We start from the raw sequence: 19425 nt of genomic DNA on the forward strand, positions 1-19425 counted from the left end.
TTGAACTGGCGGTTTGAAAATTGTGTTAGGGATAGTAGATGAGATCGCCTGGAACTATTGATATAAGCTACATCCTTGAATCCCACTACAGGTTATCTCGCCTTGGGTCTAGCTGGAATCAAGAAATTTACTGAACTTTTTTGGAGAAAGCTTAGGGATTTAAGGGAAATTACGGATGAATTTTAGGGGTGTGGTACGTAGGGAGCGATCGCACCTAAGGTGAGTCATTGATAATCAGGTAGTGAGGCTCAGCTCGCTCCACAGCCAACCTCTTCAACATAGCGATCGCTTTGATGTAAATTAAGCCATGATGTGTTTACGAGCAAATAGTGGAAGCTCAGCCAAGACAGATTCAGAACTATCTGACAGCAGACGGGAGAAGCCCTTTTGAAGAATGGCTTGATTCTCTGCGAGATACCAGAGCTATAGATAAAATCGAGAAAAGACTTAAGCGAGTCGCGTCAGGTAATTTGGGAGACTACGCTGGAGTTGGAGAAGGAGTCTATGAACTAAGAATTGATTATGGCCCAGGATATCGGGTCTATTTTGGGCAAATAGGGTCAATAATAGTACTTCTCCTATGTGGCGGAGATAAAAGTACTCAAAAACAGGACATTCTTAGAGCTAAGGAATATTGGAGAGATTATGAAAGAAGTGAAAACCCAAAGAAGTAGGAGCTACCACGAGTATTTAATTTCATCTCTTAAAGACCCCGAAAGGGCTGCTGGTTATATGGGGGTTATGCTGGAATTGGACGAAGAAGGTTTTGAACCTGAACTGCTGCGATCAGCACTTAAAGATGTTGTAGATGCTCGTGAGCAGATGAACAATCTGTCGGAAGAAGCTAAAAAGCGTTTCGAGAAACTCGATAAGATGCTGTTAGAAACAAAAGCTGCTGAGCTTCAAAGTCTTATTGAGTTTTTGGATGCACTGGGGTTTCGCCTTGCGATCGTAGCCAAAGATTAATTGATGATGGCGTAGAGAGTGCGATCGCATCAGATCAAAGTGATATACCTAGAATCGCACAGAGAGATTGAGCCAGTTCTTGTAGATAGCTATCCTCCAAATGACCAAGCACTCTAATAATTCGAGATTTGTCAATGACTCGAATCTGTTCACAAAGAACTACTGAGTCTTGGCTTAAGCCTCCAACTCCTGCTGGAACGAACACATGAGAAGGCAAAAGTTTACGTCGTATCTTTGTTGTAAACGGGGCAATGATAGTATGAGGACTAACGGCATTAGCCCGATCAATTTGTAGAATCACTACAGGTCGTATTCCTGCCTGCTCTGTACCCACCACTGGGTTAAGATCGCATAAAACTACATCTCCTCGTGCTATGGGGGAACTGGTTGGAGGGGTTGCTACCACTGAATTTCTCCACGAGCGAGACGTTCCTCGTAGTCTTCTAAATTCGGTAAGTAATCAGTGAAGTCTGACTCAGCAATTTCCAGGGCTTCATTGAACTGCATCCACAAGGCAGCACGTTTGCTGTCGTTTCTCATCAGCAGAAATTCTATGAAGTCATTCACTTGCTGGACAAGCGGTTCCGGCAGTTTGCGAATCTTCGCTATGGTTTCTTCCTGTACAGTCATTTTTTTACCTTCTCAAAGGACATATAATTTTTAAGCATTTACCAACAGCATCACGGTACTGCATATATTCGTTTTCTGTAACTCCCCAGGCTATGTTTTGATCTGAACCTGGATGCGAGACTGTGTTGCGATTCCTTCTGTCAAAAAGGTTACGAATATCTATGCATATTTCATGAGGTACAAACTTAGAAGTAAGGTAGTTGACGGCATCATCTGCTTCGTACTTTTTCTTTTTGTTTTCATCAAGCAGCAGACAAATTGCATGAATTTCGTTAAGAAGGTGATTCAGTGCAACTGAATAAGAGCCAATCTTCTCGTGAAATATACGCAATCGTATTTGTTCGATAATTTGTGATGCGTCTGAAAGAAAAATTAATTGCCCACCTAACAATTCGTAGTAACCCGGATAATCTGATAGTATTTTAGCTTCCTGATATACAGTGGCAATATGGCTGAAAGCTTCGCTACATGTAAGCTTTTTTAAAAGATTTCTGTTTTTGAAATGTGTTTGACAGAGAAACTTAATGATTAAATATAAGTCTCTGGTTGTTAGTTGATTTTTAGTATGCAGAAATTTTAAGAATCTATTTAAAGTTTTTTGATTTTTAGAAATTATTAAAATAATCTCTCGTGGCATCACTTTTACTAAATCGAAGTTAAACTTATTGAATATTTCTTCAATTCTATTTTTATTTTCTTCGGTTTCTAAAAGTTGACTTATCGATTCATCATAAACTTCTTTTAGTATTTCTTCTTGAAGAGAGCCATCGTATCCAAGCGAAATATCTATACTTGAATTTTTTAACTTTTGTAGTTCATCAAAAATGTGGTCTATTTTTTTATGGGGAGCTTCCTCATTATCATCATCATTAGATGGATATTCAGGCGACACTTTTTTCAAATCTTTCAATAATTCTTCCTTTTGTTCTAAGTTATTGAGCCAGTAGAGCTTTGTTTTCGTATTGAGTCTTAGTCCTGAATTATAATGCAGTACATCGGCTATTTGTGATGTAAGTGAATCAGCAATAGCTTCCTTCTTTTTCTGTTTTGTGGATTCTAAAAAATTTATGATTATAAATATATCGTCAACAAAGCGAATTACTTTATGTTCTTTTATTTCAGTTGGATATTTACTAATTTCTGTATCAATTATTAAATCACTAAAAAGTAAATATACATGACCTATGAAACCCGAAATAATATCGTTATCAGATTGCGGGATACCTCCTTGCTTACCAGATATATAGTTGAAATAAAAAGTAATTTGCTCCTTGGTTGAAGCATCAAATCGCAAGCTTTCTTTAATACTAGGCTTGATAAGTCGATCAAGTTTATTAAGCAAAGTTGTAATTGAAATGTTATCAAAGTAGTTTTGAATATCCAATTTTATTACAAGCTTTTTATCAACATCATTAGTAGCCTGTTTCCTTACCTGTTTTTTGAATTCTTTATAATTAGGCTTATAGAAGGTAGTTTCGTGCTTAATAACTAAAGAATCTTTATTAAAGAGTAAATTCCCACCATAGTAACATTTAAAACGCTCATTATTCTTCACATAGTTCTGTAATAACTCTTGAGATAGCTTAAGTAGGTAAAGACCGATTGAGTAGTATAAAACCCTCATGGGGTAGGTAAAAAACTTTTGATTACGAAGTCCCAGAGAAGCTTTTGGGATAACATAGTCATACACGGCAAACTCACGTTCTAACCCATAAAAAAGATTGTTTGCTACTCTTTTGTTAAAGTATTCTTCCGTTTCGAGTGCAGTTGCTTGTGAAGCAAGCTGCTTATAGTAGAACATACTTAGTGTGTTGTAGTGCTTATTCCTCTCCATTTGTGAGAGTTGAAAATCTAACAACTTTTTAGCTTGCTGCCATAAACTGAAGTTTAGAAAATATCCTAGCTGTGACGGAGATGGATTAAAATTCTGCATAGTTACCAAGTCAAGTTCACTGGATACTGAGCAAGCAAATATCGGAAGGTAAAGGCTCATCAAAATTGTCGCTCGTCCAGATTGCCCCAGCGTGTAATCCTGCCATGCGTGGTGTGCTTGGTGACGTAAGCGGCACTAGACGCGCAAGTGGGGTACTACCTTCTGTGAAAACAATCTCTGTACCTCCACGCACTAGAGCCAATAACTCTTGCAAGCTTATCTGTGCTTCACGCACATCAACTGTTTTCGTGGACATTGCCAATTCTCCAACCTACAACTCAGAATAACCTACTCGATGGAGTTTGCCCTTCAAATCACTTAGACCAGGGAAAATGCGATCGCACTCTCTCAACCCCTTCTCTCCAGCGATCGCAAACTTTCACTCCTGCCTAAACGCTTCGACAAATTCCTCAAGAGAGCAGTTAAGTATCTGCAATAGTTTCTGAATTTGCTCTGGAAACAAACGCGGTCTTTGCCCCCCTGTTTCCCACTGAGACACTGTACCAACAGTTACACCCATCGCTTCTGCTATTTGGCGCTGGGTTAAGTTAGCACGCTTCCTCAAATATGCAAACGTAATTGCTTCTTCTTCGCTTGCCATGTCGCATCCTCGAAATCAACGGTTGGGAATTATTGGTTGACAATTATGGGTTAACCAACATATAGTGAACATGGAAAAAGACAGGCGATTCGAGGAGTCGCCTCAGACCTTCGATTAACTTGTCTGTTTCCTTCGCCTAACAAGACTCGTACAACCTGACGCCAACCTTGTCCATTGGCTAGCTGACCCGAAGGTTAGTTTACCCTTTGGCTCGATTTCGTCTGGCTGTCTGATGTCTCATGCATTAGACACCATATCCTCTTTTCACCAAAAAGCAATCACTGAATATGTGCGATCGCCAATCTCCTATCCAACCCAATGCAAATCACTCTGGCTCGATATCAATTCCCTCAAATGCCTCAATCAGTTCATCGAGAGTGCATTTGTAAGCCTCACACATACGCTTTATTTCAGAGGGTGTCCCTCTAGGCAATGAACTTCGGGCTTCCCATTTCGTAATAGTAGAAGGACTTTTTCCAATCGAAATCGCGAAGTGGACTTGAGTTAAACCTGTGCGCTGACGCAAATCGGCTGGTGTCAGACGCTTGTCACTTTCTTGGGGCATCTGAAGTTTTATTAGTAAATCGATAGTAGTTTTATCTTACTAGTAGGTATTTATTAATAAAACACGAAGGACAGTAGACCTAATTATCCTCTGACTGCATTATTGAAGTGTCTTCAGAGTAAGTTCTCGGTGGGCTAAAGTCATCAGGTAGTTCTTCTGGAGCAACCTTTAGTACTACAAGTAGTGTTTTAAACTGTGGAATTGTCAGCCTTGGTATAGCCCTGCCTCTTTCCCAATTGGCTACAGTGTCTTGGGTAACACCTAAGATATCTGCAAGCTCCTTCTGGGTAAGGTTTTGAAGCATTCTTAGTTTTTTGAGAGGCGACAAAGGCTTTTTCGCCATTTTATCCTTAAGAATTGGTTGACCTAAATGTATTGAGATTTTTACTAAATTGATTTAGTATGAATAGGAACCCTGAACAGATTTAGGGTAGCGACATACGAAAAACGGCATGTGACTCTAAAAGCCAGCATTTGGCTAGTCAACTGCCTTGATTAGTGGTTTGGTCAGAACAACCAGTGCTACTGCCTGATACGCGATTCGCGTTTCTGGGCAATCACTGTCCTGTCCATTAACTAGATTACCTATGAGCAAATCCAAAGTGACCGAAGTTTTCGTGTCATGCAAAAAGTTGCTGAGTAAAAAAAGCGGTTGCATTTTCGGGATGTACTCAGTATCTCGCCGTTGCGCCTCGCTAACGCAAATATCCGTCTACCCATTAACCAAGTAGGCTTACGACTTGCTGCTATCATAGCCTTCTATGTTGTCACCTGTGCATTATCGGAGAGTTCGTCATGATTGTAGCTAAAACGCCCACTAGAAGACACTGGGAATTGTTCAAGGTTTATAAGCGTTGGGCTGCAAAGCAGATGGAACCCGAAGAGTTCCTGAAGCATTGGGCTGTCAGCTATGAAGAGCTGGCTGAACTGTGTGGACGGTCTAAAAGTACAGTAGCTCATTGGTTTTCCAAAGGTGAACACCATAGAGAGCCTTCAGAGGCAGATAAACGAAGACTGGCAGAGATTCATGCCCTCTGGAACCAATTTGAAAACGAGCCTGTTCACCTGCGAGAAATTTGGGAGCGAAAGCGCAGCCGCAGGCGTAGTGAGTAGTTGTCATCTGTGCATCATTTAGTTGCACCCATGACAACAAACCTTTTATTCTGACGAATAGATCTACTTAGATGCAACTTCGATAGGTCTTCCATTAGGCGATCGCTCGTGCTCGTGTGTGTGCGATCGCCTTCCCTAAAAAACGCGATCGCTTGTGTATAGGCGATCGCAAATATCCCCCTACCCATTAACCAAGTAGGAAAACTGATGAACCACACTGAATGGCTACGCCTTCAAACCGAAGGCGAGAAAATCTGTTCGTCTCTCAGACAACAAAATTACCGATGCCTGAAACAAACCCGCCGATTGAGCTGGAAAATCATCGCCCCCCTTAGTCTCCCCTTACCCACGGGAGAAGCAGAGCACAGCTACCTGCTGACTTGGCTACCATCACCCGTAAGTGACTGGAGTCTCATCCCCAACGACACCACGCCAACACGGGAAAAGCTATGGAAACACCTTCAAAGTATCCTCAACACCATTCGAGGCACACAAGCCACCGACCAACACATCGAGCAACCCGAAGACTATTCGCGTCCTTGGGCGATCGTCCGTCTCCTACCCGACGCTCAACGCTACACAGTGGCAAGATTCTACAACAGAGCAGACGCCCAAGACCATCTCAGATTCCTCAAGCGCTTCATTCCAGCCGCAGAATTTGAAGTTATCTTCGATGTTCCGGCAGATTTCGACAGTAAAACTTCAGTTGAGTAATACTAATCCTTTAAATGCTAGCCATAGATACTTTTCTTAGCCCCCCTTTTTAAGGGGGGTTGGGGGGATCGATCTGTAGCTTCTCAAAACCGAAACGGTGTAATTCTCAGTTCAATCATTTTCAATCCAAAATCCAAAATCAAATGACCATCCTATTTCGCCGCATCAACCCCGCCCAAAAATTCCGCATCACCAAACGCCAAATTGCCAAATTCCTCCGAATTTCCGAATCCCTCATCGTAAAAATCGAATCTTGGCTCTACGTTCTATTTGTCCATCGCCTCGACAAAGGAGGACAATTTATCAGCTATCGTCAGCTAGAACAATGGAAAAATGCCGTTGCTTGTCAGCTACAAAAATGCTCAACTAGAGAACAGCTACAACAGTTGTGGAATGCAATTACCTTTGACCACACAAAGCACAAAAACCAATATCTTATTTCTGTCCTCCCATTCCTAGAAAACATCAGGTTTAAATGTCTTGAAGCTATCCCCGAAGCGTCAGTAAACATTCAGCATCATCCTCAATCGATGAGCGTGCAACAACTGAAACTCTAACCCCGTCACCTGCTCCAGCATATAAACCAGATGCTCCGGGCGCAACAGCGTACCATCATTGCGGCAACTCCCCACATAACGCAACACTGCCGTCGAAACTCCCTCTTCCTCTGTACTCTCTCTGTGCTTCTGGGGTTCCATCACCTCCAACTCAAACAAGCGATCGCGCAAATTTACCTCTTGCTTTCGACCCGATTTTGTGGTATGACTCCACAAAATTTCCTCACGATTCTTTACCGCTTCAACCCAATCCTGCCACAGTGGGGCAAATCCCCCATCAACCACTGCCAAAGTCAGTAAATACTCCGCCCGTTCCAGCGCTTGAGTCGCACTCGCAGCCTTTAAATCCACCTCCTCCACTCCATACACGGGAATATCCGAAGGTAATTGGGCTGCCAATTGTTGCTTAAACTCCTCAACATCCATCGGTTGAGTGAGCTCAAACTCCACAATCTCGCCCTCGCTTGTCACTCCCAAAGACAACGCATTGGCAATCATAATTCGAGGCATCGGGTGATAACCACCCGTATATGCAATGGGTAGGGAGGCACGTCTCACGGCGCGATCATACAAACGCACCAAATCCAAATGACTCAACAAAGCCATATCGCCCAACTTGCCATACCAAACCCGCATCCGCTGGGCTTTTTCGGAATTTGGCTTGAAATGACCGGCAAATTCTGGGATAGGCAGAGGTTGTATCACCACATTGTGACCAAAGTCCACACCGCAAACCCCACAGTGAGAACAGCCATCAAAGGAACAATCGGGGACAATTGCCGCTTCTAAAGCCCGTTGCAAGTCTGCAACCAGCCAATTTTTATCAATCCCGGTATCAAGATGATCCCAAGGCAACGGTGCATTGTAGGGATTAGGGATTTTTTCCCCCCTTTGATAAGGGGGGGTAGGGGGGGGTGGATTTGAGATTTTGGATGCTAACTCCTGTACGGGCGGGTTTTGTTGAAGAATTATTGGGTGTTCCGAAACGTTGTCTGCTAAACTCTCCCCTACAAAAACATTCCATTCGCCATTTTCAACTTGGCGATATTTCCAGGTAAGCTCAGATTCTGCGATCGCTTGTTCCCAAGCCCCAAACGCCCGGTCTAAATTATCAAACCACGAATCCATCCCCGCACCCAATTCCCACGCCCGACGCAGTACGGCAGACAAGCGCCTATCACCTCGCCCCACAAAGTCTTCCATTGCCGAAATTCGGACATCGGTGAAATTCACCTTCACGCCCTTAATCCAGCGAAATTCTTGACGCAGTAACGCTTGCTTGCGCTTAAACTCCGCCGTTGAAACCGAATGCCACTGAAACGGGGTATGAGGCTTGGGCGTGAAATTAGAAATGGTGATATTAAAATTCAGAGGTCTTCTTCGTTGTGCCTGACATTGCTGCTGCAACCAGCGCACCGTCTCAGCAATACCGACGACATCGACATCCGTCTCCCCCGGTAAGCCAATCATGAAGTAGAGCTTAATCTTATTCCAACCCTGCTCAAATGCCGTCTTCACGCCTCGGAGCAGTTCTTCGTTGGTTAAGCCCTTATTCACAATATCCCGCATTCGCTGCGTTCCGGCTTCTGGGGCAAAGGTTAAACCGCCCTGCCGCGTACCCCCCAGGATATTGGCAATATTCTCATCAAATCGGTCTACCCGTTGACTCGGCAAGGAGAGGGAAATATTTTCATCCTTGAGGCGATTTTTGATTTCCATCCCAACGGCTGGCAGTGCCAGATAGTCGGAACAACTCAGGGATAAGAGGGAAAACTCGTGATATCCGGTTGCCCTCATTCCCTGCTCGATCGCTTCTACTACTTTCTCCGGTTCCACATCCCGCGCCGGACGAGTGAGCATTCCGGGTTGACAAAAGCGACAACCACGAGTACAACCTCTGCGAATTTCAATAGTAAGGCGATCATGTACCGTTTCGACGTAGGGAACCAACCCAATTGAGTAAGCGGGCATGGGTGTGGCGACTCGTCGTAGAATCCGCTTGGGCACATCCGGGCGGTTGGGATGGACGGAACCATCTTCTGCCATAACGTAGAACTGCGGGACATATACACCCGGAATCTGGGCTAAATCGAGGAGTAACCCTTCCCGACTTAACCCTGCGGTTTTGCCTTCTTCCAACACTAAGCCAATTTCGGGTAGTAGTTCTTCCCCATCTCCCAAGGCAATAAAGTCAAAAAAGTCGGCGTAGGGTTCGGGGTTGGAGGTTGCCGTCTGTCCACCGGCAAAAATCAGTGGGATTTCTGTGATGTCACTGGCGGCACGTTCTTGCCAGGTTAGGGGAATATCTGCCAAACTCAACATTTCCAGGATGTTGGTGGCTCCGAGTTCATAGCTGAGGCTAAAGCCTAAAATATCAAAATCTTGGAGCGATCGCCGATTTTCAACGGCAAACAGAGGCGTCTTGGTTTCTCGTAGCTTCGACGCTAAATCGGGGGCAGGTAAGTAAGCGCGATCGCACAGTTGCCGGGGCTGGGCATTCAAAATATTGTAGAGAATAATATGCCCTAAATTAGAAGCGCCAACCTCGTAAATTTCCGGGTAGGTTAACACCCACCGCACTTGTGCCGTGTCCCAGGGCTTATGTACCGCTCCCAATTCGTTACCCAAGTAACGCGCTGGCCCCATTATCTGTTTGGTGAGTAGTTCCTCGACGGTGAACGCCATTGCAACCTTCTTTGCTGCTTTGTTGACAGCTAACCCTTAGCAACCCATTCATTGTAGAAGGTATTCATCTGACTGGCTGTTCTTTTAGGCGAACGCTACTGCGCTTTGCACATCGGCAAAGCCGTTCACCTAGAACTTGAATAAAGATCGTTCAATCTGAAAGCCAAAAATGGTGCTGCTCTTGATTGCAACGGGTCTGTATCGGATTCTAGACAGCTAGTTTTATACGGCGTCAGTCGTCGTGACATTTAGGAGCGGTTAACTTTTGTCTCTCAAAGCTCACAAGAGGAGAATCCTTGGGTTGTTACTGGAGAATCCGGTGATTTTCTCCGGTTCGACTAAGCAATCAAGCTTAAAGATTCCTCTCCTCGCTCAAGCAGGGCAGAGAATGCATCACGGTTGGGATAAATTTCAAACGCCGCATCTAGCCGAGTCAGTTCAAAAATCATCTGAATTGAGGCAGCTACACAGCAAATCCCAAAGCGTCGATTCAGACGTTGAGCGAGACGAAATGCACAGATCAACGACATCAAGCCGGCACTATCGAGAGAATCGACCCGATGCATGTCTACCAAAACCGCATTCGGAGCTGATGTAACAGCAGCGGTGAGCTGACGTTGGAACTCGGTGGCGTTGGCAGCGTTGATATGACCCGAAGGTTGAATGATTGTCAACTGTGAATCCCTGATAGCAATTGTCATAATTTAAGTTCCCACCTTTTTTAGTAGAAAAACTTGAAAGAGAATGTAATGAAGATACTCTTTTCGTTCTTTCCTCTACCACTCCCTTTGGTAGGTTTTGCTAAATCTTCATCAAGCTGCTCTACTTTATTAAAGTTTTAAATAAACTTTTTTAAATTTTTGTGTCCACCTATACCTATTTTTTAGTAATCTCCCTTAAGGAGTACATTGCTCCTCAACTTTATTGTCCTTAATTATAAGTTTTATTTATAAAAACTTGGTTTCGGTCTGAAGTTTGTGCTATAAAAAGCTATCTTGCCTAGATCTGAAAAATTCCCTACTAAGAAAAACCTTACCTTGAGAACGCTAGGAATCAGCGATCGCTATCTTTAGCGTAAGAGCCATACACAGGAAAATGAGGGTTTGTTTCTATGTCAGATATAACACCTGTGGCAAGTGTTGAGGGCATTCCACGCCATGCAGGGAAGTCATTGTGAACAGAGAAAGAGTATCCCGTCCTAAGAAGTAGTGATTCAGATCACTTATGCCTCAGGAGTTGGATCACTCGAATTTTCAAGGATTCAGCCGAAAATTTCTTACTATGGAGTTCTAGGCATAATGATTGTGAAAACTACATTTGTTATTCGTCATCTTGTAGAAAAAGCCCTTCATCTTAGGAAATTAACTCCTGATATAGAGAACGAAATTAACTATGAACTGACTCGAATGGGTCATATCTCAGATGTTGATTATGAAGCTCTTGAATTACTCATGTCTGAGATGGATGCCGGTCGAATTCAATTAGTGCCTACCCTCTAAAGGTCATTGTAGACACCTAAAGCCAAAAAAACTGATCAGTCAGGGTCGTTCACTCTCATCAGAGCGTTCCTAAACTAGGTAATTATGCGGATATAGGGTTAGGTTAAAAGGCTACAAGCGGTTAATCTACTAAGCGATTGGTCTGAATCAGGGAATTACAAACTAGCGCGAAGTTCTAAGTTGTGTTCTAGAAAAATCAGCTTAAAAAGCGCTCTTATAAGCTTGCCAAACTTTACGGACAAAACCACTGAGTTGCTGGTGAGCTTCTGAGGGATTGGCTTGTTGCACCTTGCTGGGGTCATCTAGCTGAACTAAGAGGGGAATAACCTCAGTATCCAAGGCAAGTCGAAATAAACTCGTCGGCCAAAGCAAATCAGCTCCCTGACGCAAGTCGTATAAATTGAGCTGTTGAGGTGAGAAGGTAGGCAGGGAGTCAGACTCGATGGGTGAGATAGCCAGCATCAACGGACGTACCCAACAAACTTGCCGTGATGTAACAACTTGAATAACTTCAGTGTAGAGGCGAGTATTTTCATGCTCTAAACAAACAATCTGGCGAGTCTGGAACTGGTAGGCCGAACCGAGCGATCCTTGCTTCACACGAAATAACTATTGAGATGGGATTTTGATCTCTATTTTAGGGTGTGTCGCTTTGAGGGTGTGCCGCTCAATATAGAATCTGTGTCTCTTGAGAGTACACAGTGTTTCAAAAACTGTTACGAGTGCCTTTCTCAGGCTGAGTCGCCTTACGATAAGAATCGAGCTTAAGCTCCTCACACCATACCAAACGCCGTGCGACGCAAGCGTCGCACGGTTTTTTGTTGAGATGCATACATCTTCGTACCCGGAGAGCTAAATCCGGAGATACGATTGATTGTGTTGCAAGCAGGAAGCCGCCATGTCAAACGCAGCATTTTTCCAAGGCATACTCGGAGCTTCGAGCTTGGGAATTGGAGCCTTTGTAGGTGTATTTTGGCAACCAAGTCGGAAAATTTCAGCGGCGATTATGGCGTTTGGCAGCGGTACCTTGCTCTCTGCGATCGCGTTTGAAATTACACTCCCGGCTTACCGTTCCAGCCACTTCTTAGTGCTTTTTTTTGGTTTTCTGATCGGTGGAGGTTTGTTTATGGGTCTTACCCAATATATTGACCAGCGTGGTGGTTTTCTCCGCAAACCTGCCTCCAGTCGCCGCTACTTATTTGAACATACTCAGGAACACGTTTCCGATGTGCTGCACCGAATTGCTCATGTTGAGGTGATGCAAAATCTTTCCGTTGCGGAAAGGCAAGCGATTATTCCCTTTCTCAAAGCTGTCCATGTAGAACCCGGAGCGGTCATTTGTGAAGAGGGAACCCCAGGGGAGTACTTCTACATGATTGTGTCGGGTGAAGCCGAGGTTCACAAAGGTAAGAAAGTTTTGAATATTATGGAACCGGGGGAAGTATTCGGTGAAATGGCACTTTTGACTGGAGAACCGCGATCGGCAACGGTTGTGGCTCGTACTCCCATGGAATTGTATCAACTCCACCAAGAACACTTTAATCATGTGTTGGCTTGGTCACCTCATTTAGCTTGGTCTTTAAGCCGAGCCTTAGCGCGGCGACTCCGATTCTCGACGGAGTCACGGGTTGCCGCAGAACATCATTTAGACCGTTGGCGACAACAGTTAATGGATCAAGTGGAACTCGATTTATTACTCAGAGAAGACCCAGGCACGCTAGAAGGGTTGGTGAAGCGTTCGGCTCCTTTAGCCATTGTCATCGGTACGCTCATTGATAATATCCCGGAATCAGCCGTGATTGGAATGAATGCGGAGAGCAGCCATTTGGGTTGGTCATTTTTGTTGGCTGTGTTTATCTCCAATTTCCCCGAAGCGTTATCCAGTTCGGCTGGCATGAAACAGGCAGGAACCAAGAAAAGCCAGATTCTCAGCTTATGGATTGGGGTGGTGATCTTGAGTGGTTTCTGTGCAGTGGCAGGCAATCTTTTGCAAAGCCATACTTCTGAATTATTCGTAGCGTTAGCACAGGCTATCTCTGGCGGAGCCATTTTAGCCATGTTGGCAAGTACCATGATGCCGGAAGCTTATGAACTCGGCGGTAGTTCAGTTGCCTTCTCCACGATTATGGGATTTCTCATCAGTTTTTTGGTTTCCTCACTCAGCTTTTGACTTCAGAACTATGATTTCTCTACATTCTGTCAAGAATCTTTCGGAGTTGTTGCTCTTGTTGTTTCAGTTCTGTAATCAATTGAGCCTTCTGAAAAATAATGTCTGGTTTATGCTTATTAAGCTGTGTATCTTCTCTGAGTTGCTGGGTGAGTTGGTAACAGAACTGACATCGTTCTAAAACTTGCAGAATCGAGGGAGCGAAGGTAGCAAACAAAGATTCATCGGCTTCCGTAAAGCCATTAATATCGATTCTTCTTGACAATTCGACTCCAGGGTCACAATTTGGCCTTAGTTTATTAATGAGTTGCACGACAGCTACTAAATTTTGTTCCTTATTAAATAGAGGCCAAGCTAAGATAGTGTAAGTGCGGTATCCTGTAATTTTATCTATCTTTTTAGACTCTTCAGAACGTGGGTCATTGTACACATCAAAAGGAATATTAATCACACTGGAAGTTGTGGCAGCCAAACTAGCGATTCCTCGATTTAAAGGCACTTCAATAACTAATGAACCGCCTTGTCCATCCTCTGCATTAATAGAGCCGAGTACGTTTCTTTGGGAGTCGAGTAAAAAAATGCTTGTGCGATCAGCCCTAATAAAATCTCCGACTTTTCGCGTCAGACGGCGTAGCATTTCACACAGAACACCCACCAACTCATCGACGGCTTGATTTAGGTTAAGAACGGCTGTATCTAGACTGGAATTAGGGAGGGAGTTTTTTGGGGTAGAAGCTACAGGTAAAGTAGAATCTGAACTATCAGGTAAATGTAAGCCAGCGACTTCTCGCCAGTTCAAATTCAAGGCTTGACAAATTTCTAAAAAATCAAGACCCGTTAAAAATTGTCCTTTAAGAAAAAGATGAATTTGAGGCAGAGCTAACCCTAATTCTTCTGCTAGAACTCGCTCGCTCCCATCACTTTTACGTTCCCAAATTGACTTAACGGTTTGAATATACTGCGGATGTACACGTAATGTTCGGGACATAATTGAGCATCAGAAAACTACTTCGATCATAAACGAGACTTAAGCGCAATGGAGTTAGTAATAACTGAACTTAAAGACCTAGGTAACAATTCTTGACTTATCGTTCAAGTCCATTGAAATGGACTGAAACTCAAATCCTGTCGTATGAAGACGAATGCGAGCTATGAGATAGTGGTTAAAACCACTGGTGGTTGTTGCAACTGATGCAAGATCTCAGTTGAAACGGGTTAAGAAGGTCAAGAGGTGCGGTAAAGTTTCAGATACCGGATAATTGTCTTAGCGACACAACAACCCAATGAAAGCAGTCTTAATGACAGCCCCTGGATCACCTGAAGTGCTGCAACTTCAGCAAGTACCAGAACCTAAACTTCAAAACGATACAGAAATCTTAGTGCGTCTGCACGCGGCTGGAGTGAACCCAATTGATACCAAACTGCGGCAGCGAGGTACCTTTTACCCAGACCAGATGCCTGCTATCTTAGGCTGTGATGGTGCGGGTGTGGTGGAAGCGGTGGGTTCTGGCGTCCAGCAATTTCGCGTGGGAGATGAAGTTTACTTTTGTGCTGGAGGATTGGGCGAATCGAACACCGGTAACTATGCGGAATTAACGGTTGTAGATGAGTCCTCAGTTGCCCCGAAACCGACTTCCCTATCCTTTGCTGAAGCGGCGGCGGCACCTTTAGTATTAATCACCGCTTGGGAAGCCCTTTACGATCGCGCACGCTTGGAAGCAGGTCAAAAGGTGCTGATTCATGCCGGTGCAGGTGGTGTGGGTCACGTTGCCATCCAGCTAGCAAAAATAAAAGGGGCTGAGGTTTGTACCACGGTTAGTTCTCAGGACAAAGCGAGATTAGTGCGTCAGTTGGGTGCCGATCACCCCATCCTTTATAAACAAACTGACTTTGTGCAAGCGGCGCTAGATTGGACAGGGGGAGAGGGGGTAGACATTGCCTTCGATACGATAGGTGGTAAAACCTTCTGGGAGTCGTTTCCGGCTGTGCGGGTGTATGGCGATGTGGTGACGATTCTCGAACCCGATTCGGCGACGAATTGGAAGGCGGCGCGATCGCGTAATCTCCGCATTAGCCTTGAACTCATGCTCACCCCATTGTTACAAGGATTAGTTGCTGCCCAGCAGCACCAAGCTGAGATTCTCAAGCAGTGTGCCCAATGGATTGATGAGGGTAAGCTCAAAATCCACCTGAGTGAAACTTATCCTCTTCAAGATGCGGCGGTGGCTCATCAGGCGATCGCAACGGGGTCAACAACGGGTAAGATTGTCCTGATTATGGAGTAAATAGATAGCGGTTCTCCATGACTTGTAAAAACTAATAAACCTCTCTAGGCATAGAGAACATAGGGCAGGAGAAGACTGTCTAACCAAGGAGACGCGGGCTGCAATGGCACAGTTTCAGGCTGCTTTAACTCACGGTCATCCCACAGCCTCTATATCGCCCTGCTGTTTTGGACGCTTTTTCGGGCTATTCCTGGATTGAACTTACTAATCTATCTTAGGTAAGAAATTATTATCTTCTTTTATAAAAAGAAATAATGAAATTCATTAAGATTTATAATATAAATCAGAGTTTTTTTTTCTTAAATTTTCCAAAATTTATTTCTCTTTTAGCTAAAGTATGAAAAAATCAGTATTTCAACAAAAGAGGTCAGCCATGCCGTAACTTTTTAATAACTTTACAATATCCCATGAAAGATATTGAACTTTATCAGTACTTCAAAAATCTTCATTTTTTTGAGTGGGTTAACCTCTCCGAATCACAAAGTTAAAACACGATAAAATAGAAGTATGTTATTTCCATTTAAAATATACTCTTTCTCCCCAGATGAACTAGAGGCTGAAATCAACACTCTAATTTAATCTCTTGGAAGAAAACATTTTAACTTAGTGCCGCCTACAAAAAGCCGTAAATTCGCCCAAGCTACCTTGGGTGGATCGTTGCTTTTGAGATTCCCTCTTCTCTAACTGATGAATTACTTCTGTCCGGAGGCAATAGTAATTCCTAAGTCTATAGAAAGAGTTGGAACAAAGTTCTTTCTCAGGGTGTATTCCGCTACACATTAGAAACGTTACACAGGAGTCAGCGAGGACTCCATGTATTCACCAAGCGCCCTGGCTGGAAGCTATGTTACCTTTACAACTCGATCCTCAAAGAATTGCCCTAACGCATTGGGACAACACCCTTTCGGAAGCGCTATTCCAAGACTTACCCCTCGGTATCTTGGTCATGGAAGCCCAAGGAGAAATTCGTTTCGTCAATCAAGCCGCACTGAACTTACTGGGACTGAGTGAAAGTCAGTTGTTCGGTCAAACTCCCGTTGATCCAGATTGGCACATCATCCAAGAAAATGGCAAACCGTTTCAGCTCAAACTCCAGTCAGTACCAGTAAGAGCTAAACATACTTTAATGCTATTAGTGAGCCGCCAACCCCTACGGAACTTGGTTTTAGGGGTGTATCGACCCTTACTGAGGGATCGAGTTTGGCTATCAATTAATACTGAACCCAAGTTAGGTTTGGATGGTTGTGTAGAGCGAGTGATTTGTACCTTGAGCGATATCACCAATCTCAAGGCAGAAGAAAAACTTTCCCGACTCCATGAGTGTTTTTTGAGCCTTGAGAGTGACCCAGATGAGAACATCAACCGCCTAACAGCCTTAGCAGGAGAGTTACTCGGTGGAACATGGGCCGTCTACAATCGACTGAATCAAGGCTTACTTTGGTCGTTAGGTCAATGGCAGACACCGGCGAATTACATGCATGTGGGTGAACCGAAGCACAACATTTGTCATGAAGTGATTCAGCGGGGTAGCAATCAAGTCTTTGTGCTTCAAGACTTACAAAACACCTCTTATGCCCACAACAACCCCGACATTTTGACACATCAATTACAAACATATATCGGGCAAGCTGTGAAATGTGCCGGGGAGTATATCGGCGCATTATCTGTGGTGTATCAGAATCCCTTCATTCCCAGTCAAGGGGAAAAAACGTTGATGGGGATTATTGCTGCTGCTATAGGTGTGGAGGAAGAACACAAGCGAGAAGCAACGGTCTGGGCACAAAACGAAGCCAAATGGCGATCGCTCATTCAAACTAGCTCGAACTTAATAACAATTTTAGAAGCCAATGGAACAATTAAATATGCCAGCCCTGCTATTCGGGGTGTTTTAGGATACAAACCCAAAGAATTAATGGGTCAAAGTCTCTTTGAGTTAGTCCATCCCGAAGATCTGGTCAATATTGAACAGAATTTTCAAGGCTTCTTGCAAAACCCCACCACTGATTTATCCCTAGAGTTCCGATTTCGGCACCAAGACGGCTCCTGGCGATATATCGAGTCAACCTATAGCAATTTACTCATGGATTCTCCTGTTACGCGCATCGTGGTCAACTTCCGCGATGTTACAGAGCGAAAACGAGCTGAGGAAGCCATAAAACAATCGGAAGCCCAATTGAGAGAAAAAGCCACTCAACTGGAAAACACCTTACATGAACTGCAAGAAACACAGACGCAACTGATTCAAACTGAAAAAATGTCGAGTCTGGGGTTATTAGTTGCCGGAATTGCTCATGAAATCAACAATCCCGTCTCTTTTATCTACGGTAATATTCCCCATGCGACTCAATACACTCAAGATTTACTGCACTTGATTGAACTTTATCGACAGCAATATCCTCATCCTGCACCCATCATTCAAGCCGAGGAGGAGTCAATTGACTTGGATTTCCTCAGCGAAGACTTACCTAAACTGATGAACTCCATGCAAATGGGAGCCGAACGCATTCGTCAAATCGTTCTTTCATTGCGGAACTTTTCCCGTTTAGATAAAGCGGCTAGAGAGCCAGTCGATGTACACCAAGGCATCGATAATACTCTACTGCTGTTGCAGCATCGAGTAAAAGCAAAAGCTGGACGACCCAAAATTGAGATCGTTAAAGAGTATGGTGAACTACCTCTAGTGGAGTGTTATGCGGGGCAAATGAACCAAGTATTTATGAATATCTTGGGTAATGCCATTGATGCCTTAGAAGAATTAAATGTTGAAAGGTCGCAGGTTGAAGGTTTAAGCCATGACGTTCAATCCAATCAAGAGCAACCTCCAACTCCTTGTATTCGGATTCGCACCCAACTCAAAGATGACAATACGGTGTTAATTCGCATTGCCGACAATGGCCCAGGGATGACAGCTCAGGTACAACAACAGATTTTTGACCCCTTCTTTACCACCAAATCTGTAGGTCAAGGAACTGGCTTAGGATTGTCAATCAGTTACCAAATTATCGTTGATAAACATGGTGGTCAGTTGAAATGTGCCTCAACACCAGGAGAGGGAACAGAATTCTGGATTGAGCTGCCAGTCATGCTCCCTCATGAACCCCTAAAGGACGCTAAGGCACTTTAAAAGCAAGTCAGCTTCACTATACTTTCGCTTCCAGAGACTTCAGATATTCCGTATTGACCCCGGATTCCCGCGTCAAGGCAATTTTACCCGTCCGGGCAATTTCACGGATGCCAAACTTACCCAAGACTTGAACAATCGCCACCATCTTACCAGGGTCTCCCACGACTTCTAGCGTTAGTGAATCCTCCGCAATATCTACCACACGCGCCCGAAATACTTGAGCTAATTCAATAATCTCTGTGCGAGTCGAGCTGTTGCCATTCACCTTCACCAACATCAACTCACGCTCGACACAGGGTGTAGTTGTAATATCCTGTACCTTGAGGACATTGATCAGCTTGTAGAGTTGCTTCGTTAGCTGCTCAATAATGTGTTCGTCCCCAGGTACCACCATAGTAATCCGGGAAATGCCGACCTGCTCGGCTGGGCCAACGGCAAGACTTTCAATATTGAAGCCTCGACGGGCAAATAAACCGGCAATTCGAGTTAGAACACCAGCTTCATCTTCGACCAAAACGGAAAGGGTGTGTTTCATTGATTAGAACAAGGGCGGTATGCACGCACTCGCCTCGCAACCGGAGAAAGT

Annotated in this window: 23 protein-coding genes; 9 read left to right on the forward strand and 14 right to left on the reverse strand. The window is 44.1% G+C overall.

The window, feature by feature from the left end:
- Positions 1 to 329: 329 nt before the first annotated feature.
- Positions 330 to 674 (forward strand): type II toxin-antitoxin system RelE/ParE family toxin, encoded by a 345-nt coding sequence (locus tag MIC7113_RS02995; protein ID WP_015180697.1) that lies wholly within the window; start codon positions 330 to 332, stop codon positions 672 to 674.
- Positions 646 to 966: a transcriptional regulator gene (locus tag MIC7113_RS03000; protein ID WP_015180698.1), complete on the forward strand. Its 321-nt coding sequence runs from the start codon at positions 646 to 648 to the stop codon at positions 964 to 966. Before MIC7113_RS02995 ends, MIC7113_RS03000 begins: the two co-directional genes overlap by 29 nt.
- Before the next feature lie 34 nt (positions 967 to 1000).
- Here MIC7113_RS03000 and MIC7113_RS03005 read toward each other — a convergent pair whose 3' ends face one another.
- From MIC7113_RS03005 to MIC7113_RS03035, 7 genes are all read right to left on the reverse strand, one after another.
- A complete protein-coding gene (locus MIC7113_RS03005; protein WP_015180699.1) occupies positions 1001 to 1372 on the reverse strand; it encodes a type II toxin-antitoxin system PemK/MazF family toxin in 372 nt (123 codons plus the stop codon).
- Positions 1366 to 1596, reverse strand: a complete 231-nt coding sequence (locus tag MIC7113_RS03010) for a DUF2281 domain-containing protein (protein WP_015180700.1) — start codon at positions 1594 to 1596, stop codon at positions 1366 to 1368. Before MIC7113_RS03010 ends, MIC7113_RS03005 begins: the two co-directional genes overlap by 7 nt.
- A gap of 4 nt (positions 1597 to 1600) precedes the next feature.
- Positions 1601 to 3529 (reverse strand): AbiA family abortive infection protein, encoded by a 1929-nt coding sequence (locus MIC7113_RS03015; RefSeq protein WP_015180701.1) that lies wholly within the window; start codon positions 3527 to 3529, stop codon positions 1601 to 1603.
- 16 nt (positions 3530 to 3545) lie between these two features.
- Entirely contained in the window at positions 3546 to 3785 is a 240-nt protein-coding gene (locus tag MIC7113_RS03020; RefSeq protein ID WP_015180702.1) for a type II toxin-antitoxin system Phd/YefM family antitoxin, read from the reverse strand.
- A 123-nt stretch (positions 3786 to 3908) separates the two neighbouring features.
- A complete protein-coding gene (locus MIC7113_RS03025) occupies positions 3909 to 4130 on the reverse strand; it encodes a helix-turn-helix domain-containing protein (RefSeq protein ID WP_015180703.1) in 222 nt (73 codons plus the stop codon).
- A gap of 325 nt (positions 4131 to 4455) precedes the next feature.
- Positions 4456 to 4695 carry a helix-turn-helix domain-containing protein gene (locus MIC7113_RS03030; RefSeq protein ID WP_015180704.1) on the reverse strand — a complete coding sequence of 80 codons (240 nt, stop codon included), beginning with the start codon at positions 4693 to 4695 and terminating at the stop codon, positions 4456 to 4458.
- A gap of 79 nt (positions 4696 to 4774) precedes the next feature.
- On the reverse strand, positions 4775 to 5038 hold the full coding sequence (locus MIC7113_RS03035) for a helix-turn-helix transcriptional regulator (protein WP_015180705.1): 264 nt from the start codon (positions 5036 to 5038) through the stop codon (positions 4775 to 4777).
- Between the two features lie 452 nt (positions 5039 to 5490).
- Between MIC7113_RS03035 and MIC7113_RS03045 the strand changes: the two genes are divergently transcribed.
- Positions 5491 to 5808: a helix-turn-helix domain-containing protein gene (locus MIC7113_RS03045; protein ID WP_015180706.1), complete on the forward strand. Its 318-nt coding sequence runs from the start codon at positions 5491 to 5493 to the stop codon at positions 5806 to 5808.
- A 14-nt stretch (positions 5809 to 5822) separates the two neighbouring features.
- On the opposite strand, the gene MIC7113_RS03050 is transcribed toward MIC7113_RS03045, so the two are convergent.
- On the reverse strand, positions 5823 to 6026 hold the full coding sequence (locus MIC7113_RS03050) for a hypothetical protein (RefSeq protein WP_041779869.1): 204 nt from the start codon (positions 6024 to 6026) through the stop codon (positions 5823 to 5825).
- On the opposite strand from MIC7113_RS03050, the gene MIC7113_RS03055 reads away from it, so the two are divergent.
- Together MIC7113_RS03055 and MIC7113_RS03060 are read left to right on the forward strand one after the other, a co-directional pair.
- On the forward strand, positions 6016 to 6522 hold the full coding sequence (locus MIC7113_RS03055) for a hypothetical protein (protein WP_015180707.1): 507 nt from the start codon (positions 6016 to 6018) through the stop codon (positions 6520 to 6522). The two genes, MIC7113_RS03050 and MIC7113_RS03055, sit on opposite strands and share 11 nt — an antisense overlap.
- A gap of 143 nt (positions 6523 to 6665) precedes the next feature.
- Complete coding sequence (locus MIC7113_RS03060; RefSeq protein ID WP_015180708.1) at positions 6666 to 7079, forward strand: hypothetical protein; 414 nt, start codon at positions 6666 to 6668, stop codon at positions 7077 to 7079.
- On the opposite strand, the gene MIC7113_RS03065 is transcribed toward MIC7113_RS03060, so the two are convergent.
- Positions 7023 to 9764: a TIGR03960 family B12-binding radical SAM protein gene (locus tag MIC7113_RS03065; RefSeq protein ID WP_015180709.1), complete on the reverse strand. Its 2742-nt coding sequence runs from the start codon at positions 9762 to 9764 to the stop codon at positions 7023 to 7025. The two genes, MIC7113_RS03060 and MIC7113_RS03065, sit on opposite strands and share 57 nt — an antisense overlap.
- A 338-nt stretch (positions 9765 to 10102) precedes the next feature.
- Positions 10103 to 10465, reverse strand: a complete 363-nt coding sequence (locus MIC7113_RS03070) for an STAS domain-containing protein (protein WP_015180710.1) — start codon at positions 10463 to 10465, stop codon at positions 10103 to 10105.
- Positions 10466 to 11068: 603 nt separating this feature from the next.
- Between MIC7113_RS03070 and MIC7113_RS03075 the strand changes: the two genes are divergently transcribed.
- The gene (locus MIC7113_RS03075) at positions 11069 to 11263 is read left to right on the forward strand and encodes a hypothetical protein (protein ID WP_041780397.1); all 195 of its coding nucleotides are present in this window, start codon (positions 11069 to 11071) and stop codon (positions 11261 to 11263) included.
- A gap of 201 nt (positions 11264 to 11464) precedes the next feature.
- Here the strand turns inward: MIC7113_RS03075 and MIC7113_RS03080 are convergent, their stop codons facing one another.
- Positions 11465 to 11863 (reverse strand): hypothetical protein, encoded by a 399-nt coding sequence (locus MIC7113_RS03080; RefSeq protein ID WP_015180712.1) that lies wholly within the window; start codon positions 11861 to 11863, stop codon positions 11465 to 11467.
- Positions 11864 to 12036: 173 nt separating this feature from the next.
- Positions 12037 to 12177, reverse strand: coding sequence for a hypothetical protein (locus tag MIC7113_RS35870; protein WP_155897914.1), 141 nt, complete (start codon positions 12175 to 12177; stop codon positions 12037 to 12039).
- Here MIC7113_RS35870 and MIC7113_RS03085 point away from each other — a divergent pair.
- On the forward strand, positions 12162 to 13433 hold the full coding sequence (locus tag MIC7113_RS03085) for a cyclic nucleotide-binding domain-containing protein (protein ID WP_015180713.1): 1272 nt from the start codon (positions 12162 to 12164) through the stop codon (positions 13431 to 13433). The genes MIC7113_RS35870 and MIC7113_RS03085 overlap by 16 nt on opposite strands.
- A 19-nt stretch (positions 13434 to 13452) precedes the next feature.
- Here the strand turns inward: MIC7113_RS03085 and MIC7113_RS03090 are convergent, their stop codons facing one another.
- Entirely contained in the window at positions 13453 to 14418 is a 966-nt protein-coding gene (locus tag MIC7113_RS03090; RefSeq protein WP_015180714.1) for a GAF domain-containing protein, read from the reverse strand.
- Between the two features lie 295 nt (positions 14419 to 14713).
- On the opposite strand from MIC7113_RS03090, the gene MIC7113_RS03095 reads away from it, so the two are divergent.
- Both MIC7113_RS03095 and MIC7113_RS32990 read left to right on the forward strand, forming a co-directional pair.
- Entirely contained in the window at positions 14714 to 15715 is a 1002-nt protein-coding gene (locus tag MIC7113_RS03095) for a zinc-dependent alcohol dehydrogenase family protein (RefSeq protein ID WP_041779870.1), read from the forward strand.
- A gap of 844 nt (positions 15716 to 16559) precedes the next feature.
- A complete protein-coding gene (locus MIC7113_RS32990; protein ID WP_015180716.1) occupies positions 16560 to 18839 on the forward strand; it encodes a PAS domain S-box protein in 2280 nt (759 codons plus the stop codon).
- 16 nt (positions 18840 to 18855) lie between these two features.
- Here MIC7113_RS32990 and ilvN read toward each other — a convergent pair whose 3' ends face one another.
- Entirely contained in the window at positions 18856 to 19374 is a 519-nt protein-coding gene (ilvN, locus tag MIC7113_RS03105) for an acetolactate synthase small subunit (RefSeq protein ID WP_015180717.1), read from the reverse strand.
- Positions 19375 to 19425: the final 51 nt, after the last annotated feature.

It is taken from the genome of Allocoleopsis franciscana PCC 7113 (assembly GCF_000317515.1).
Lineage (GTDB): Bacteria > Cyanobacteriota > Cyanobacteriia > Cyanobacteriales > Coleofasciculaceae > Allocoleopsis > Allocoleopsis franciscana.

Coding starts and splice junctions, on each gene's coding strand:
- MIC7113_RS03025 (WP_015180703.1), bottom strand. CDS start 4,130: ATGGCAAGCGAAGAAGAAGCAATTACGTTTGCATATTTGAGGAAGCGT.
- MIC7113_RS03065 (WP_015180709.1), bottom strand. CDS start 9,764: ATGGCGTTCACCGTCGAGGAACTACTCACCAAACAGATAATGGGGCCA.
- MIC7113_RS03060 (WP_015180708.1), top strand. CDS start 6,666: ATGACCATCCTATTTCGCCGCATCAACCCCGCCCAAAAATTCCGCATC.
- MIC7113_RS35870 (WP_155897914.1), bottom strand. CDS start 12,177: ATGCTGCGTTTGACATGGCGGCTTCCTGCTTGCAACACAATCAATCGT.
- MIC7113_RS03095 (WP_041779870.1), top strand. CDS start 14,714: ATGAAAGCAGTCTTAATGACAGCCCCTGGATCACCTGAAGTGCTGCAA.
- MIC7113_RS03000 (WP_015180698.1), top strand. CDS start 646: ATGAAAGAAGTGAAAACCCAAAGAAGTAGGAGCTACCACGAGTATTTA.
- MIC7113_RS03030 (WP_015180704.1), bottom strand. CDS start 4,695: ATGCCCCAAGAAAGTGACAAGCGTCTGACACCAGCCGATTTGCGTCAG.
- MIC7113_RS03020 (WP_015180702.1), bottom strand. CDS start 3,785: ATGTCCACGAAAACAGTTGATGTGCGTGAAGCACAGATAAGCTTGCAA.
- MIC7113_RS03090 (WP_015180714.1), bottom strand. CDS start 14,418: ATGTCCCGAACATTACGTGTACATCCGCAGTATATTCAAACCGTTAAG.
- MIC7113_RS03035 (WP_015180705.1), bottom strand. CDS start 5,038: ATGGCGAAAAAGCCTTTGTCGCCTCTCAAAAAACTAAGAATGCTTCAA.
- MIC7113_RS03015 (WP_015180701.1), bottom strand. CDS start 3,529: ATGCAGAATTTTAATCCATCTCCGTCACAGCTAGGATATTTTCTAAAC.
- MIC7113_RS03070 (WP_015180710.1), bottom strand. CDS start 10,465: ATGACAATTGCTATCAGGGATTCACAGTTGACAATCATTCAACCTTCG.
- MIC7113_RS03055 (WP_015180707.1), top strand. CDS start 6,016: ATGAACCACACTGAATGGCTACGCCTTCAAACCGAAGGCGAGAAAATC.
- MIC7113_RS03010 (WP_015180700.1), bottom strand. CDS start 1,596: ATGACTGTACAGGAAGAAACCATAGCGAAGATTCGCAAACTGCCGGAA.
- MIC7113_RS03085 (WP_015180713.1), top strand. CDS start 12,162: ATGTCAAACGCAGCATTTTTCCAAGGCATACTCGGAGCTTCGAGCTTG.
- MIC7113_RS03045 (WP_015180706.1), top strand. CDS start 5,491: ATGATTGTAGCTAAAACGCCCACTAGAAGACACTGGGAATTGTTCAAG.
- ilvN (WP_015180717.1), bottom strand. CDS start 19,374: ATGAAACACACCCTTTCCGTTTTGGTCGAAGATGAAGCTGGTGTTCTA.
- MIC7113_RS32990 (WP_015180716.1), top strand. CDS start 16,560: ATGTTACCTTTACAACTCGATCCTCAAAGAATTGCCCTAACGCATTGG.